General features: G+C 71.2%; 13 protein-coding genes. 6 read left to right on the top strand and 7 right to left on the bottom strand.

The window, feature by feature from the left end:
* Positions 1 to 28 precede the first annotated feature (28 nt).
* The 4 genes from G5C60_RS31685 (at position 29) to G5C60_RS31670 (ending at position 6,090) form a co-directional block, all read left to right on the top strand.
* Complete coding sequence (locus G5C60_RS31685; protein WP_165264442.1) at positions 29 to 2,914, top strand: AfsR/SARP family transcriptional regulator; 2,886 nt, start codon at positions 29 to 31, stop codon at positions 2,912 to 2,914.
* A gap of 4 nt (positions 2,915 to 2,918) precedes the next feature.
* Positions 2,919 to 3,758 carry a class I SAM-dependent methyltransferase gene (locus G5C60_RS31680; RefSeq protein ID WP_165264441.1) on the top strand — a complete coding sequence of 280 codons (840 nt, stop codon included), beginning with the start codon at positions 2,919 to 2,921 and terminating at the stop codon, positions 3,756 to 3,758.
* 364 nt (positions 3,759 to 4,122) lie between these two features.
* Positions 4,123 to 5,319: an MFS transporter gene (locus G5C60_RS31675; RefSeq protein WP_165264440.1), complete on the top strand. Its 1,197-nt coding sequence runs from the start codon at positions 4,123 to 4,125 to the stop codon at positions 5,317 to 5,319.
* A gap of 144 nt (positions 5,320 to 5,463) precedes the next feature.
* A complete protein-coding gene (locus G5C60_RS31670; RefSeq protein WP_165264439.1) occupies positions 5,464 to 6,090 on the top strand; it encodes a TetR/AcrR family transcriptional regulator in 627 nt (208 codons plus the stop codon).
* 155 nt (positions 6,091 to 6,245) lie between these two features.
* Here G5C60_RS31670 and G5C60_RS31665 read toward each other — a convergent pair whose 3' ends face one another.
* The 7 genes from G5C60_RS31665 to G5C60_RS31635 all read right to left on the bottom strand — a co-directional run bounded on the left by G5C60_RS31665 (position 6,246) and on the right by G5C60_RS31635 (position 12,741).
* A complete protein-coding gene (locus G5C60_RS31665) occupies positions 6,246 to 7,295 on the bottom strand; it encodes an LLM class flavin-dependent oxidoreductase (protein WP_165264438.1) in 1,050 nt (349 codons plus the stop codon).
* 124 nt (positions 7,296 to 7,419) lie between these two features.
* Positions 7,420 to 8,061 (bottom strand): response regulator transcription factor, encoded by a 642-nt coding sequence (locus tag G5C60_RS31660; RefSeq protein ID WP_165264458.1) that lies wholly within the window; start codon positions 8,059 to 8,061, stop codon positions 7,420 to 7,422.
* A 58-nt stretch (positions 8,062 to 8,119) separates the two neighbouring features.
* Complete coding sequence (locus G5C60_RS53285; RefSeq protein WP_165264437.1) at positions 8,120 to 9,436, bottom strand: sensor histidine kinase; 1,317 nt, start codon at positions 9,434 to 9,436, stop codon at positions 8,120 to 8,122.
* Positions 9,437 to 9,451: 15 nt separating this feature from the next.
* Positions 9,452 to 10,267: an ABC transporter permease gene (locus G5C60_RS31650; protein ID WP_338145986.1), complete on the bottom strand. Its 816-nt coding sequence runs from the start codon at positions 10,265 to 10,267 to the stop codon at positions 9,452 to 9,454.
* Positions 10,264 to 11,046, bottom strand: coding sequence for an ABC transporter ATP-binding protein (locus G5C60_RS31645; protein WP_165264436.1), 783 nt, complete (start codon positions 11,044 to 11,046; stop codon positions 10,264 to 10,266). The genes G5C60_RS31650 and G5C60_RS31645 overlap by 4 nt, the downstream gene beginning before the upstream one ends.
* 275 nt (positions 11,047 to 11,321) lie before the next feature.
* On the bottom strand, positions 11,322 to 12,005 hold the full coding sequence (locus G5C60_RS31640) for a Clp protease N-terminal domain-containing protein (RefSeq protein WP_241267221.1): 684 nt from the start codon (positions 12,003 to 12,005) through the stop codon (positions 11,322 to 11,324).
* A gap of 106 nt (positions 12,006 to 12,111) precedes the next feature.
* Positions 12,112 to 12,741: an NADPH-dependent FMN reductase gene (locus G5C60_RS31635; RefSeq protein ID WP_165264435.1), complete on the bottom strand. Its 630-nt coding sequence runs from the start codon at positions 12,739 to 12,741 to the stop codon at positions 12,112 to 12,114.
* Between the two features lie 291 nt (positions 12,742 to 13,032).
* Between G5C60_RS31635 and G5C60_RS31630 the strand changes: the two genes are divergently transcribed.
* Both G5C60_RS31630 and G5C60_RS31625 read left to right on the top strand, forming a co-directional pair.
* The gene (locus G5C60_RS31630) at positions 13,033 to 13,557 is read left to right on the top strand and encodes a hypothetical protein (protein ID WP_165264434.1); all 525 of its coding nucleotides are present in this window, start codon (positions 13,033 to 13,035) and stop codon (positions 13,555 to 13,557) included.
* A 106-nt stretch (positions 13,558 to 13,663) separates the two neighbouring features.
* A partial coding sequence (locus G5C60_RS31625; protein WP_420907426.1) for a class F sortase occupies positions 13,664 to 14,306 on the top strand: 643 nt, incomplete at its 3' end.

The following is a 14,306-nucleotide window of genomic DNA, read 5'->3' as shown; positions in this document are numbered from 1 at the left end:
TCCGGACTTCGGGGGAGGTGCGGTCGCGATGACGTTGGAATTCGGTCTGCTCGGCGGCATCGAGGCGCGGTTGGGCGGCAGGCCGCTGCCCCTGGGCCACACCCGCCAGCGCAGCGTCCTGGCGGCCCTCCTGGTGGATGCCGGCGAGCCCGTTCCCACGAACCGGCTGATGGAACGCGTCTGGGGGGACAATCCGCCGCGCCAGGCCCGGGCCACCCTGCACGGCTATGTCTCCCGGCTGCGCCAGGCGCTCGCGGACACCGACGAGACGGCCCTCACGCGGCGCGGCGGCGGATACGTGATCGAGCTGGCGGACACGGTGCCGGTGGATCTGTGTTCCTTCCGCGCACTGCTGGCCAGGGCCAGGCAGGACGACGATCCCGGTCTGCTGGAGTGCGCCCTCGGGCTGTGGCGGGGCGAGGCCTTCTCCGGAATCGACACTCCCTGGTTCAACACTCTGCGCGACACCCTCGAGCAGGAACGCTTCGCAGCCCAACTCGACCTCAACGACCGCCGCTTACGCCTCGGTGAGCATGCCGCGCTGCTGCCGGCGCTTGCGGCCCGCTCGGCCGATCACCCCTTGGACGAACGCCTCGCGGGCCAGCTCATGCTGGCGCTGCACCGCAGCGGCCGTCCCGCCGAGGCCCTGGCCCACTACCAGCGCATACGGACCCTGCTCTCCGAGGAGCTGGGCATCGGCCCCGGACCGCAGCTACGTGAGATCCAGGCTGCCGTCCTGCGCCAGGAGGATGATCCGGTGTCACATCGGCCGAACGCCTCCGCGGCGCCGGACCATCAGGACACCGAGCAGGCCGCGCCGAGGAGCAACCCCCCTCCGGCCCAACTGCCCGCCTCCGTACCCCGCTTCACCGGGCGGCGCGGCGAACTCGGCCGGCTGGAACAGCTCCTGTCCCGGGGCGGAGTCGTATGCCTCGAAGGCACCGCCGGTGTGGGCAAGACCGCTCTGGCCGTGCACTGGGCGCATCGCGCGCGCCCCGCCTTTCCCGACGGGCAGCTCTTCGTCGACCTGCGCGGCTTCGACTCCGTGTCGGCGCCGACACATCCGGCCGAGGCCGTACGGGGCTTTCTGGAGGCTCTCGGCGTGGCACCCGCCCATGTTCCTGCCCGGCTCGAGCAACAGACCGCGCTGTACCGCAGCCTGATGGCCGACCGCAAGGCCCTGGTCCTTCTCGACGACGCGCGCGATGCCGAGCAGGTCCGGCCCCTGCTGCCCGCAGCGCTGGGCAGTCTGACCCTGGTCACCAGCCGCAACCGGCTCACCAGCCTCTCCGCGGCCGAGGGCGCCCTGTTGCTCACTGTGGACCCGCTCCCCAGCCGCCAGGCTCACGCGCTGCTCACCGGGCGGCTCGGCAGCTCAAGGATCGCAGCCGAGCCCGCCGCCGTGCGGGAGATCACCGCCCGCTGCGCGGGACTGCCGCTGGCGCTGGCCGTGGTGGCCGCACGAGCCGCCGCCCAGCCCGACTTCCCGCTGGATCTGCTGGCCAGGGAACTGCGCGAGGACGGCAGCCGTCTGGACGCCCTGGACGGCGGCGATCCGGCAACCCAGTTACGCGCGGCCTTCTCGTCGTCGTACCGGGCTCTGGACGGCGACACCGCCCGAATGTTCCGCCTGCTGGGACTGCATCCAGGCCCGGATGCCACGGTTCCGGCCGCCGCTGCGCTGACCGCCCTTCCCGTACCACGCGCTCGCGCCCTGCTCGGCGAACTGACCCGCGCATACCTGCTGACCGAGCACCGTCCAGGCCGCTACACCTGCCACGATCTGCTGCGCGCCTACGCCGTCGAACTCGCCCAGGCGGACGACAGCGACCGGGAGCGCGACCGGGCGGTGCGCCGCATGCTCGACCACTATCTGGCAACCGCCCGCACCGCGGACGCCCTGCTGACCCCGCAGCCCCTGCCGGAGGGCGAGCGGAACACGGCACTCTTCACCCATCAGGAGGCGCAGGACTGGCTCACCGCGGAGCACCCCGTCCTTCTCGCCGCCGTCGAGCGTGCTCCCACTCCCTACGTCTGGCAGCTCGCCGCGACACTCACGACCTTCCTCGACCGGCACGGGCACTGGCAGGCCCTGCTCACCGCCCAGGCCACCGCGCTCGATGCCGCCGGCGATCGGCAGGACCGGGCGGCCCAGGCCGATGCCCACCGAGGACTCGCCCTCGCCCTCGACCGGCTGGGGCGCCGCGACGAGGCCTGCGATCACTACCACCTCGCCCTGACCCTCTACTCCGAACTCGGCAGCCATCCGGGCCAGGCACGGACCCACCAGCACCTGGCCCGCATGTCCGAAGCGCGGGGCGCCCACCAGCAGGCGCTCATCCACGCCCGGCGAAGCCTGGAGCACTACGACGCCGCCCACGACCCGGCCGGACAGTCCGCCGCCATGAACCAGGTCGGCTGGATCCTCATCCAGCTCGGCAACCACGTGGAGGCCCTGATGTATTGCCGCCGTGCGCTCGTCATGGCGCAGGAAGCGGACGACTTCAACGGGCAGGCACACATCCAGGACAGCCTCGGCTGCGTTCATCGCCACCTCGGCCGGTACGAACCGGCCGTGGCGCACTACCGACAGGCAGCGGCCCTGTTCCGCGAGACCGGCGACCGCCACAGTGAGGCCCGCGATCTGTGCGCTCTCGGCGACCTCCACGAGGCGGCCGCACACAGCGACGCGGCCCGCGAGGCGTGGACGCAGGCGCTGTCTGTGATCCACCGACTCGGGCTTCCCGGCACGGACCCGCTGCGTGTCGCCCTGATGCACCGCCTTTCCGGGCCCGGAGATGAGCAGGGCTCCGGTCAACGCGACACCGCACCACACGACACCGCACCACATGACACCGCACCATGCGATACCGCACGAGGAACCGTCCATCAGGCGGTGGGGCAGGGATCGTAGGCGCATGGACGAGCAGCGGTTCGACGTGTGGACGGCCGGAGCCGCCTACGAGCGGTACATGGGGCGCTGGAGCCGGCTTGTCGCGGAGGAGTTCGCGGGGTGGCTCGGCTGCGCTGACGGTCTGCGGTGGCTGGACGTGGGATGCGGTACCGGTGTGCTGTCGGCAGTGGTGGCCGGCCGGTGCCGGCCCCGTGTGGTGGTGGGAATCGACCGGTCCGAAGGCTTCGTGGGTTCGGCCCGGACTGCGGCTGCCGTCTCAACGGCCGTGGTCCCAACGGCTGCTGTCTCGACCTGCTTCGTCGTGGCGGACGCGATGTCGTTGCCCGTACGCGACGACTCGTGCGACGTGGCCGTCAGCGGTCTGACCCTGAACTTCCTTGCCGAGCCCGCCGTGGCCGTGGCCGAGATGGCCAGGGGCGTCCGGCCGGGCGGGCTGGTCGCGGCATATGTGTGGGACTACGCCGGAGGCATGGGTTTCCTGCGCCGGTTCTGGGAGGCCGCCGTCGAGGTGGAGCCGTCCGCTGCCGCACTGGACGAAGGCAGCCGGTTCTCCGTGTGCCGTCCGGAGGCGTTGCGCGCGGTATGGGCCGACGCGGGGCTCGTCGACGTGTCGACCGTCCCGGTCGAAGTGCCCACCGTCTTCGCCGACTTCGACGACCTGTGGAAACCCTTCCTGGCGGGGCAGGGTCCCGCACCGGGCTACGTGGCCACCCTCGCCCCCGCCGACCGGGACCGGCTGCGTGATGTGTTCGGTGCGGCTGTCCCGCGGAGGCCGGACGGGTCCATCGCGCTCACCGCCCGGGCCTGGGCGGTGAGCGGCCGCAAACCGTCCGCGTCGAGGTGATCCAGGCGCGGTCCCAGCAATAGTCGTCGGGCCGCCGGCAGCGGGTCGACCACGCGGACGCTCTCGTTCACGGGACGGCGCACGCAACTCCGCCCGGCCGTACGGCCGTTGACGCGCCCGTGCCCACAACGGCCGCACGGTGGTTCCGCTGACCACTGAGCCGGGACGCCTTCAAGCCTGGAACCCCGCCCGAATCGGCCCGGCTCGACACAGCGCCTCCAAGGTGACATGCTGACGACGGTTTTTGGATCACGTGAACCAAAAACCTGTACCGTTCGCTCCAGCAGCGACATCCCAGGCCATTTGGCCGACTTGAAAGGTTTGACATGCTGTCAGCAACGCGCGACCGGAAGGCGACCCACTGATGCCTCTCACGGTCTTTGCCCTCGGCCTCGCGATCTTCTGTCTGAACACGACGGAGGTCATGGTGGCCGGACTGCTCCCGTCACTCTCGGACGGCCTGGACGTCTCGATCACCGCCGCGGGCAACCTGGTCACCGTCTTCGCGCTCGGTATGGTCTTCGGCGGCCCGGTGCTGACGCTCGCGCTCATGAGGGCCCCCCGCAAGCCGGCGATGGTCATGATGATGGTGTTGTTCCTGGTGGGACAAACCATCGGTGCCCTCGCCACCGACTACTGGGCCATGGTGATCGCCCGTATCATCACGGCCCTGGCCACCGCGGCCTTCTTCGGGCTGGCCGCTTCCGTCTGCGCCAACCTCGTCTCGCCGGACAAGATCGGCAGCGCGCTGGCCATCGTCTTCGGCGGCTTCATGGTGGCCAACGTCTTCGGCCTGCCCATGGCCACCTTCATCGACCAGCTCATGGGATGGCGTGCCGCCTTCTGGGCCGTGGACATCCTGGTCGCCCTGTGCCTCGTACTGGTCCTGTTCACCGTCAAGCGCGCCCCGGCCCCCGAAGGGCTGGACGTCCGCTCGGAGCTGTCGGTCTTCCGCAGCGGGCGGCTCTGGGGCGCTTTCGCCACCAACGCCCTGCTGATCGGCGGCGTGTTCGCCACCTTCTCCTACCTCTCCCCGGTACTGACCAAGCTGGCGGGCTTCTCCGAGGGCGTCGTCCCGCTGCTGTTCGTCCTGTACGGCGTGGGCACCGTCATCGGCAACATCGTTCTCGGGCGCCTGGCGGACGCGCACACCATGCGCATCCTGTGGCTGGGCGGCGTGATCCTGAGCGTGCTCCTGGGCCTGTACGCGCTCGTCGCGACCAGCCAGGCGCTCTCCCTCGTCGCCCTGTTCCTGCTGGGCTTCATCGGACTCCCGCTCAACCCGGCCATGGCTTCGCGTGTCATGAACCTGTCCAACAGCGGAGCCCTGATCAACACCATGAACACCGCGACGATCTGCGCGGGCGTCACCATCGGCACCTGGCTCGCGGGCATCGGCATCGACGCCTCCGGCTACCGTGCCCCGATGTGGGTCGGCGCGCTCCTCACGCTGGGCGCACTGGCCACTCTGCTCATCGCGCGGATCACCGACCGGCACCACGTGGAGAGCGACCGTCCCGTCCCGGCCCCCACGGACCTCAAGTCCCCGGCGAGCGTGTGACCACGCACCACCCACGGCAGCGGAGGGCCGAGGCCAGAACGCCGCGGCCCTCCGCCTCCGCCTGTCACCGTCACAGTCCGCGGCACGGCAGCCCTTTCACACAATTTTTTTGCGCAATCGATCCAAAACGGTTAGGTTGCCTCCATGGGGAGGCCCAGGAAGTTCGACGAGACGCGCGTCCTCACCGCGGTCATGAACATGTTCTGGCAGCGTGGATACGAGGCGACCTCCACCCGTGACCTGGCCGAGTCCACCGGCATGGGTCTGTCGAGTCTGTCCAACGCCTTCGGCGACAAGCGACAGCTGTACCTCCGCGCGCTGCGCCGCTACTACGAGACCAACACCGCCCTGCAGACCGAGCTGCTGGGGCAGCCCGGTCCGGTCAAGGACCGGTTGCGGAACCTGATGGTGCAGGCGATCGACATCGACCTCGCGGACCCGCCCTCCTGGGGCTGCCTCATCATCAACGCCTCGACGGAGATGGCCAACACCGACCCCGATGTGGCACAGGAAGTGCGGCGCCACTTCACCACCGTCGAACAGGCCGTCCACTCCGCCCTCGCCGAGGGACAGCGCAGCGGGGAGATCACCCGCGAGCAGGACGCCGTGGCCCTGACCCATCACGTGCTGAGCAGCTACTACGGCCTGCGCGTGCTCGCCCGCGTGCGGCCCGACCGCACGGCTTTGATGAACGTGGTGGACACCATGCTGGCCACTGTGACCAGCCATGCCCCGCGCGTGGGCCAGTCGGGGCCCGGCACCGGAACCTGACGGACCGACCGTCCCGGCGTTGCCGCCCCTCGGGCCCGGCGTAACAGAGCCTCTCGGGTGGCCCACACCATCACAGCCGACCGGAACACCCGCATGCAGGCCCGTTCCGCGCAGGCTGGCGAGGACTTCCACCTGCCGGACGGACCCGCGACGGATCACGCGAACGCCGGCATGATCCCGTCGTGGATCAGGCGGAGCTGCGTGTTCACGTCGGCCACGTCCGGGAGGTCGCGGCCGGTGAAGGCCTTGACGAGGGTGCGGTCGGTGATGGCGCAGATCATGTGGTTCACGCCGGTGGGGGCGATCTCCCGTTGGATTTTGTCGCGGCATTCCTCGGGGGTGCCCGCTATGGAGAGGCGTTCGGCGATCTCCGGGGTGGTCAGTTCGATGCCGCGGGGCAGGTCGCCGGCGGCTATGGCGTCGATGACCGGTTTGAGTTCGCCGGGGTCGACGCCGTTGCGGCGCAGCTGCTCCTCGGGCATGGAGGAGGCGTAGATGCCGACCATGCTGCGCGCCGCGTCCTTGGCGGCGGCGGAGTCGGGGCCGGTCGCGAAGACGACCCAGGCGCCGATGTCCAGCGACTGCCAGTCCTTGCCCGCGCGCTCCGCCCCGGCCCGGATGTGCTCCACCGCGTAGTCGTAGGCCTCGCGGGTGTAGCTCAGCGCATGGTGACAGCCGTCGGACAACTCCCCCGCCGCCTCGAAGGACTTCGGCCCGCGCATCGCACCGAGCTTGAGCGGCACACGGCTCTGGACCGGCCGTGCGAAGGTGAACAGCCCGTCGTACGAGAAGAATTCGCCGTCGTACGTGATGCTCCCCTCGTCCAGCAGGGTGCGCACCACATGCAGCGCCTCCTTGACCCGGGACAGCGGCCGTGTGCGGGCCCAGTCGATCTTGTACTGCGCCAGCAGCCCGAAGTTGCCGCTGGACAGCACGGCCTCCGCGCGTCCGTCGGTCAGTTCGTCGAGCGTGGCCACGGCCTGGGCGATCAGGGTCGGCTCGCGCAGCGTCACCGGGGAGACGCTCGGGCCCAGGCGGATCCGGCTGGTCTGACCGGCGGCCGCGGCGAAGAGGAGCCATAAGTCCTTGTGCCAGGTCTCGTCGGCGGCGTAGCAGGCGTGGAAGCCCAGTTCGTCGGCGAGCCGGATGGAGGCCAGCGACTCCGCGAGGGGATAGTCCGGGAGCATGGCATAGCTGAACTTCACAAGTGCCGCCTTCCGAAGAGGGGACCACGGTCGGTACGGGTGTCTCCATGAGAATGGGAAAGCGGCGCCCAACTGTCCAGTGTTCCAAGCCAGTTGCTGTCCTGCTGTCCTGGTGTTCCGGGGGTCAGCGGAGGTAGCGCAGGACCGCGAGCACCCGGCGGTTGTCGTCCTCGGACGCCGGCAGCCCCAGCTTGCCGAAGATCGCCGCAACGTGTTTCTCCACCGTGCCCGCCGATACGTACAGGGCCTGTGCGATCGCCGCGTTCGAGCGGCCCTCCGCCATCAGGGAGAGGACGTCGCGCTCGCGTTCGGTGAGGCTCGCGAGTTCCTCGCCGCGGCCGCCGCCGGCGGCGAGCTGGGTGACGACCTCCGGGTCGAGCGCGGTGCCGCCCGCGGCCACGCGTTCCAGGGCGTCGGTGAACTCGGCGATGTTGGCCACCCTGTCCTTCAGGAGATAGCCGACGCCCGCCGAGCCCGCCGCCAGCAGGCGGGTGGCGTACTTCGTCTCGATGTACTGGGAGAAGAGGAGCACGCCCGTGCCGGGGTGCGCGGCGCGGATGTCGATCGCCGCCCGCAGGCCCTCGTCCGTGTGGGTCGGCGGCATCCTGATGTCGACGACCGTGACGTCCGGGCGGTGCTCGGCGACCGCCGCGCGCAGCGCCTCGGCATCGGCCACCGCCGCGCACACCTCGTGGCCGCGCTCGCTGAGCATCTGGGCGAGCAACTCCCGCAGCACGGCGGCGTCCTCAGCGATCACAACACGCATGCCCGTCATGCTCCCACGGTGGCCGGAACGGCCACGGCCCACGCCACCGGCACGACCCTCACGCATGCGGTGGCAGCCTGATCGCCACCGAAGTAGGCCCGCCCCGAGGACTGGAGACGTCCAGACTGCCGTCGACCGTACGAACCCGCTGCATCAGCCCCGTGAGCCCGCTGCCCGCCCCGAGCTCCGCACCGCCCTTGCCGTCGTCCGTCACCCGGAGGGTCAGCGCACCGGCCTCCTGCGTCACCGTGAGCACGGCCCGGGTGGCGCCGCTGTGCTTGATGACGTTGGTGAGCAGTTCGGCCGCGCAGAAGTACGCGATGGTCTCGATCGCCGGTGTCGGCCGCTCGGGCACATGCACTGTCAGCTCCACCGGGACCGTGCTGCGCGCGGCCAGGGTCTCCAGGGCGGTCGGCAGGCCCTCGTCCAGTACCGGCGGGTGCATGCCCCGGGCCAGATCGCGGAGTTCGCCGATGGCCTCGGTCGCGTTGTGGTGCGCGGTGTCGACCAGCCGGCGCAGGCCCGCGGGGTCGGCGACGGGCTCGCCGTCGGCGCCGAGCCGCTCCCTGGCCATGTCCAGGCTCATCGCCAGCGCGACGAGCCGTACCTGCGCCCCGTCGTGCAGGTCACGCTCCAGCCGGCGCAGCAGCGCCGCGGAGTCGTCGACCGCCAGGGCCCGGGTCTCCTCCAACGTCCGGACCCGCTCGGCCACTTCTCCCGGGCCGAGCAGGGCGTGGATCAGCCAGCGGTCCACGGCCACGACCGCCCGGGTGAACCACGGGGCGGCCAGCAGTGTGGCCGCCCCGATCGCGACGGCGACGAAGGTGCCGGAGAAGGTGGTGATGTGCGGCGCACCGCCGAAGGGCAGCGGTGTGATCACCTCCGGCCGCCGGTCGCCGAAGGCCCACCGCAGCGGCGTACTCAGGTTGATCAGTGCCGTCACCCACCAGGCCACCGCGTACGCCCCGACGGCCGCCACCGGCAGCTTGGCCGACGCGTACGCCGCCGACCGCCATCCGGGCCCGTACCGCAGCCGGGCGTCCAGTCGTCCGAGCGTCCCGGCCCCGGGCGGCTGCCGGAACGGCGGCGGCGCCACGACCCGCTCCCCCAGCAGCCGAGCCGCCAGCCGGCGCTGCACCGCCGCGACGCCGCGCGCCGCGCCGAGGGCGGCGGTGACCAGCAGCAGCCCCAGCACCGCCCCGATCAGCGACACCGTCAGCCCGGCGCCGAGGGCCAGCAGCACGATGATGACCACGAATCCGACGAGTGCGACCGGGAAACTCAGCAGGCAGTACGCCGCCTCCGCCCACGCCCGCGCGGTCAGCGGCGCACGCAGTACGGCCCTGGGGACGCGGGCGGAGGGGAAACGGGACATGTCCACAGTGTCCGCTCAGGCATCCCGCCGGGCCAGCAGCCGGCCGCCCACGCCGAGCGCGAGCGCCGTGTACAGGCACAGCATCCCGAATCCGGCCCAGGGCGACAGCACATCGGGCATCGCCCTGCTGACCGCCAGCGAGTTTCCCGCGATCATCGTCGGGAAGAACTTCGCGACCGTCGTCCCCGTGGCCCCCGCGAGGATCGCCGGGACGACGAAGAGCAGTCCGACCAGCGTGCCGATGGCCCCGGCCGTGTGCCGGGTGATGGCGCCGATACCGACCCCGATGAGCCCGATCATGGCGAGATACACCCCGGACAGCACCACGGCCCGCAGTACTCCGCCGTCGCCGAGGGACGGCTGCGGCACCGCGTCGGTGAGCGCCGGCCGTCCCGCGAAGAAGGTCACGAAGGCGACGGTCTGGCCGACCACGAGCGCCACGGCCCCGAGCACGGCCGCCTTCGCCACGAGCAGCAGCCGCCGGTTCGGCACCGCGGCCAGGGTGGAGCGGATCGAGCCCGAGGAGTACTCCCCGGTGACGGCCAGGACGCCCAGTACGCCGATGATCAGCTGGCCCAGCGCCACGCCCGCCATCAGGTTGTTCACCGGGTCGAAGGTCTCCGCGTCGGCGGCGTTCCCCGGCGCCTTCGTGTTCGCCATCGTCACCACGCCGACTGCGATCATGCCGACCACCACGGCCAGCAGCGCGTACGTCGTCGAGCGCAGGCTGCGCAGCTTGATCCACTCCATCCGCGCGGCGTGCGCGAAGCCGTAGTGACCGGCGGGGAGGTGCCCGCCGCGTTCCCAGGTCTGTGCTGCCGAACTGCTCACGGCCTGCTCCTCTCCTGCTGAGTGCGCTGGGTCTGCTGGGTGTGCTGGGTCTGGTCGAGCTCAGCGTTGCCCCGGTACTCCGCGTGGTCCTCGGTGAGCCGGAAGAACGCCTCCTCCAGCGATGCCCCGCCCGCCGTCAGCTCGGCCACCGACGTGTCGGCGAGCAGCCGCCCCTGCCCGATGACCACCAGGTGGCCGGCGGTGAGTGCCATCTCGCTGATCAGATGGCTGGACAGCAGCACCGTCCGGCCCTCGGCGGCGAGGGACTTCATCAGAGTGCGTATCCAGCGCACACCCTCCGGGTCGAGGCCGTTGACCGGCTCGTCGAAGAGCAGCACCGCCGGGTCGCCGAGCAGTGCGGCCGCGATGCCGAGCCGCTGCGACATGCCGAGCGAGTACGACCCGGCCCGCTTGCCCGCCACATCCGAAAGGCCGACCGTGCCCAGCACCGCGTCGATACGCGACCTGGCGATCCCGTTCGCCGCGGCCAGCGCGGCGAGGTGCTGGTACGCGCTGCGCCCCGGGTGGTACGTACGCGCCTCCAGCAGCGCGCCGACCTCACGCAGCGGCCAGCGCAGCTGACCGTAACGGCGCCCGCCGATCAGCGCCTCGCCGGCGTCAGGGCGGTCCAGGCCCATCACCAACCGCATGGTGGTGGACTTGCCCGACCCGTTGGGGCCGAGAAAGCCGGTCACCGCCCCCGGCGTGACCTCGAAGGACAGCTCGTCGACGGCGACCGTCGCGCCGTACCGCTTGGTGAGCCCCCTGGCCTCGATCATGACGTCTCCCTGCCGCGTGCTTCGCCGCATCCGCTCATGACCGCCAAGCTAGGCGCGCGCCATCACGCCCCGTAACGAGGTTGTCCTCCGACCTCCGCTGGGGGAAATCCCCCAGACGCGGGCCGGAGCGCTCCGCTGAGGGCGCTCATGAACCTGCGGGCCGGTGGGGGCTGGTCGCTCCCCCACTCTCGGCTTCGCTCGAGCGGGGGGACCCCCCATCGCGGCGGAGCCGCAAATTGACACAGCCCCGCGCCCCTAAAGGGGCGCGTGGCCGCTCAGTCGAGTGCCGCCGCCGGAGTGAAGCCGGCCTCCGTCAGTACCGTCGCCGCCACTCCCCGGCCGACCTGGGCGAGGCCCGCCAGCAGGTGATCGCAGTCGATGAGGGCGGAGCCGTCCTGTTCGGCTCGCTCCTCCGCCAAGGCGATGGCCTTGCGGGAGTACGGAGTCCAGGCGATCCGTTCGGCCGCCTGCGAGGCGCCCATGCTCAGGCGGGCCTCGACCGACCGGTGCACGACGTCGGGTGCGACGCCGGCGGCCTTCAGGAGCCGGGTGGCGTTGTTGCTCGTCGCGGTGAGGCCCCACAACAGGTGCTCGGTGCCGATGTAGTTGTTGCGATGCTGCACCGCCGCGCGCTTGACGTGGGTCATCGCCTCGCGGAGGTCCTCGGTCATCGTCTCGGGGCCGTATCGCTTGTGGGGAGCGTGAAAGCGCTGCTGCACCGCCTGCCGGGTCACGCCCAGCGCGGCCCCGATGTCCGTCCACGAGCAGCCGTGCATCCGGCAGTGCTCGACATAGTCCTCGACCAAGTCGTCCGCCAGGGCCTGCAGTTGGCCGGAGAGCTGTGCGGCGACGGTCAGCAGTGCGAGCCAGTCGGGCTGTTCCGCTCCGCCGGTGCGGTGCGCGGTGTCGCAGGTGCGGTCCACTTCCGCGATGAGGTCGTCCAGGTCTGGAAGAGTCATGAGGCAAGTGCGCCTTGACAGTTCCAAACTGTCAAGGCGCACTTGCCTGTTCTGCCGCGCGAGGGACGAAATCTCGCCACCACACATCCGGCGCCGCCCGCAGCCGTCAACCCGCGTACGGCCGTACAGCCTTCGCCTCCCTCAACGTCCGCCCCCACCAGACCAGTTGGTCCAGCATGCCCTTCGCGGCGGCGTCCGGGGCCGAGGGATCCTTGTGCCGGCCCTCGTCGTCGAAGTGGGCGCCCGCGTTGTGGAAGGAGACGGTGTCGCGGACGGTGACGGCGTGGAGTTCGGCGAAGACCTGGCGGAGCTGTTCGACGGCGCGGAGGCCGCCGGAGAGGCCGCCGTACGAGACGAAGGCGACGGGCTTGGCACGCCACTCGGAGTAGTGCCAGTCGATGAGGCTCTTCAGGGAGGCCGGGAAGGAGTGGTTGTACTCGGGAGTGAGGACGACGAACGCGTCGGCGTCCGCCAGCTTCGGCCCGGCCTTGGCGAGCTCGGCGGTCACCTCGGCGGAAGGCGAGTAGGAGAGGGCCGTCGGCAGTCGTACGTCGGCGGTGTCGACGACGTCGGCCACGAGATCGCCCCGCTCACGGATCCGGCTCAGCAGCCAGTCGGCGACCACGGGCCCGAAACGGCCCTCGCGATTGCTGCCGATGATCACGACGACACGGATGGGTACGTCCGTACGGATGGGTGCGTCTGTAGCGGACGCAGCGGAGTTCGTGGAATTCATGGGACCAGGCTCATACCTCAACCAAACTTCAGGTCAAGTCGTCACCCGAGGGATCCGGTCACCCGTTCACACCCGCGCCCCACGTCCAGCGGATTCTTTTTGCGCGTACGCCGATGACCTGCCGAAACGTCTCCCCTCACGTCGCCTGGCGCACCCGCCCGACACGTGTTCTGACATGCCATCAGGAGGCGTGTCGCGCCGACTGCCACTTACCTCGGTAGGACAGGGGACCGACCGAGGTAGCGGCACATGGGGGTGCCGCGGGCCGTGCCCCCCGGAGGAGCAAGCACGATGCGCACAACCCGTCTGCTGACCGGTACCGCGCTGGCCGTCGCCGCCGCGGGCCTCACCACCGCGCCCGCGTACGGCGCGGACACCGGCACACTCGAGGTGTACCCGTCCACGGCCACGCCCGGCACCGAGGTCACGGTGAACACGGCGGCGTGCGGCGCGGACGGCGCGATGACGGGGGACGCCGGCGCGGTGGGCGCGGGCGCCTTCACGCTGACGCCCAGCGCGCACGAGCGGAACGCTGTCGGCCGGTTCCGGGTGCCGCCGTCCGCGCAGCCGGGCACGTACGAGATCGTCGCGCGCTGTTCCGGCGGTACGCGGCTGACGGGCGACCTGACGGTCACGCTGACCTCCGCGAAGGAGGCCGGCGAACAGGTGCACCCGAGAGGAAGCGTGAAGACGGGGGTCGGCGGCGCACTCGGCCCCGACCCCGTACAGACCGCGGCGGGAGTGGCGGCGCTCGCCGTCGCCGCCGCGGGCGGTACCTGGCTCCTGCATCGCCGGGCGAGAGGCGACGGGATCTGACGGACACCTCCGCTGTCCACCGGTACCGCTGTCCCCTCCCCCTCCGGGTCCGACGCCCCTCGCGGCCCGGAGGGGGAAGCGGGACCCTTCTGGAGAGGGTGCGCACGTGCGCAGGTTCAGCAATGCCGCGATAGCCATGGGCACCGCGGTGGCCTTCTCGTCGGGTGTGTGGCTGTTGCGCACCGGGGCCGAGGCGTACGCGCCGCCGCAGCCGTCCGCTGCGCAGGGCCGTTCCGGTACGCACTCCGGTACCCACTTCGGTACGTCCGAGGGCCGGCTGTCGGTGGCCGCGCTGCCCGCCTCGCCGCCTTCCCGCATCCGTATACCCGCGATCGGCGTGAACGCCCCCATGCAGGGTCTCGGCCTCACCCCGCGGGGCAGCCTCGATGTGCCGCCTGCCTCGCGGCGGAATCTCGCCGGCTGGTACGCGGCCGGGGCCACCCCCGGCGAGCGGGGTACCGCGATCGTCGCCGGTCATGTCGACAACGCGGACGGGCCCGCCGTCTTCTACCGCCTCGGGGCCCTGCGGAAGGCCGACACGATCGAGGTCTCGCGCCGGGACGGCACGGTCGCCCTCTTCTCCGTCGACGCGGTCGAGGTGCACGACGCGCGCGACTTTCCGGACGACCAGGTGTACGGGGCCTCCCGGCGGGCGGAGCTGCGGGTGATCACGTGTGGGGGTGGCTACTCGGAGGGGACGGGGTATCGGGGCAATGTGGTGGTGTACGCCCACCTTGTGCCTCCGGCGG

It is taken from the genome of Streptomyces scabichelini (genome assembly GCF_011045015.1).
Classification (GTDB): domain Bacteria; phylum Actinomycetota; class Actinomycetes; order Streptomycetales; family Streptomycetaceae; genus Streptomyces; species Streptomyces scabichelini.
This window is presented reverse-complemented; position numbering and strand designations above follow the sequence as displayed.

Bases quoted from the DNA above. Each gene is read 5' to 3' on its own strand.
- G5C60_RS31635 (WP_165264435.1), bottom strand. From the start codon at position 12,741: ATGAATTCCACGAACTCCGCTGCGTCCGCTACAGACGCACCCATCCGT.
- G5C60_RS31685 (WP_165264442.1), top strand. From the start codon at position 29: ATGACGTTGGAATTCGGTCTGCTCGGCGGCATCGAGGCGCGGTTGGGC.
- G5C60_RS31640 (WP_241267221.1), bottom strand. From the start codon at position 12,005: ATGACTCTTCCAGACCTGGACGACCTCATCGCGGAAGTGGACCGCACC.
- G5C60_RS31680 (WP_165264441.1), top strand. From the start codon at position 2,919: ATGGACGAGCAGCGGTTCGACGTGTGGACGGCCGGAGCCGCCTACGAG.
- G5C60_RS31660 (WP_165264458.1), bottom strand. From the start codon at position 8,061: ATGCGTGTTGTGATCGCTGAGGACGCCGCCGTGCTGCGGGAGTTGCTC.
- G5C60_RS31645 (WP_165264436.1), bottom strand. From the start codon at position 11,046: ATGATCGAGGCCAGGGGGCTCACCAAGCGGTACGGCGCGACGGTCGCC.
- G5C60_RS53285 (WP_165264437.1), bottom strand. From the start codon at position 9,436: ATGTCCCGTTTCCCCTCCGCCCGCGTCCCCAGGGCCGTACTGCGTGCG.
- G5C60_RS31630 (WP_165264434.1), top strand. From the start codon at position 13,033: ATGCGCACAACCCGTCTGCTGACCGGTACCGCGCTGGCCGTCGCCGCC.
- G5C60_RS31675 (WP_165264440.1), top strand. From the start codon at position 4,123: ATGCCTCTCACGGTCTTTGCCCTCGGCCTCGCGATCTTCTGTCTGAAC.
- G5C60_RS31670 (WP_165264439.1), top strand. From the start codon at position 5,464: ATGGGGAGGCCCAGGAAGTTCGACGAGACGCGCGTCCTCACCGCGGTC.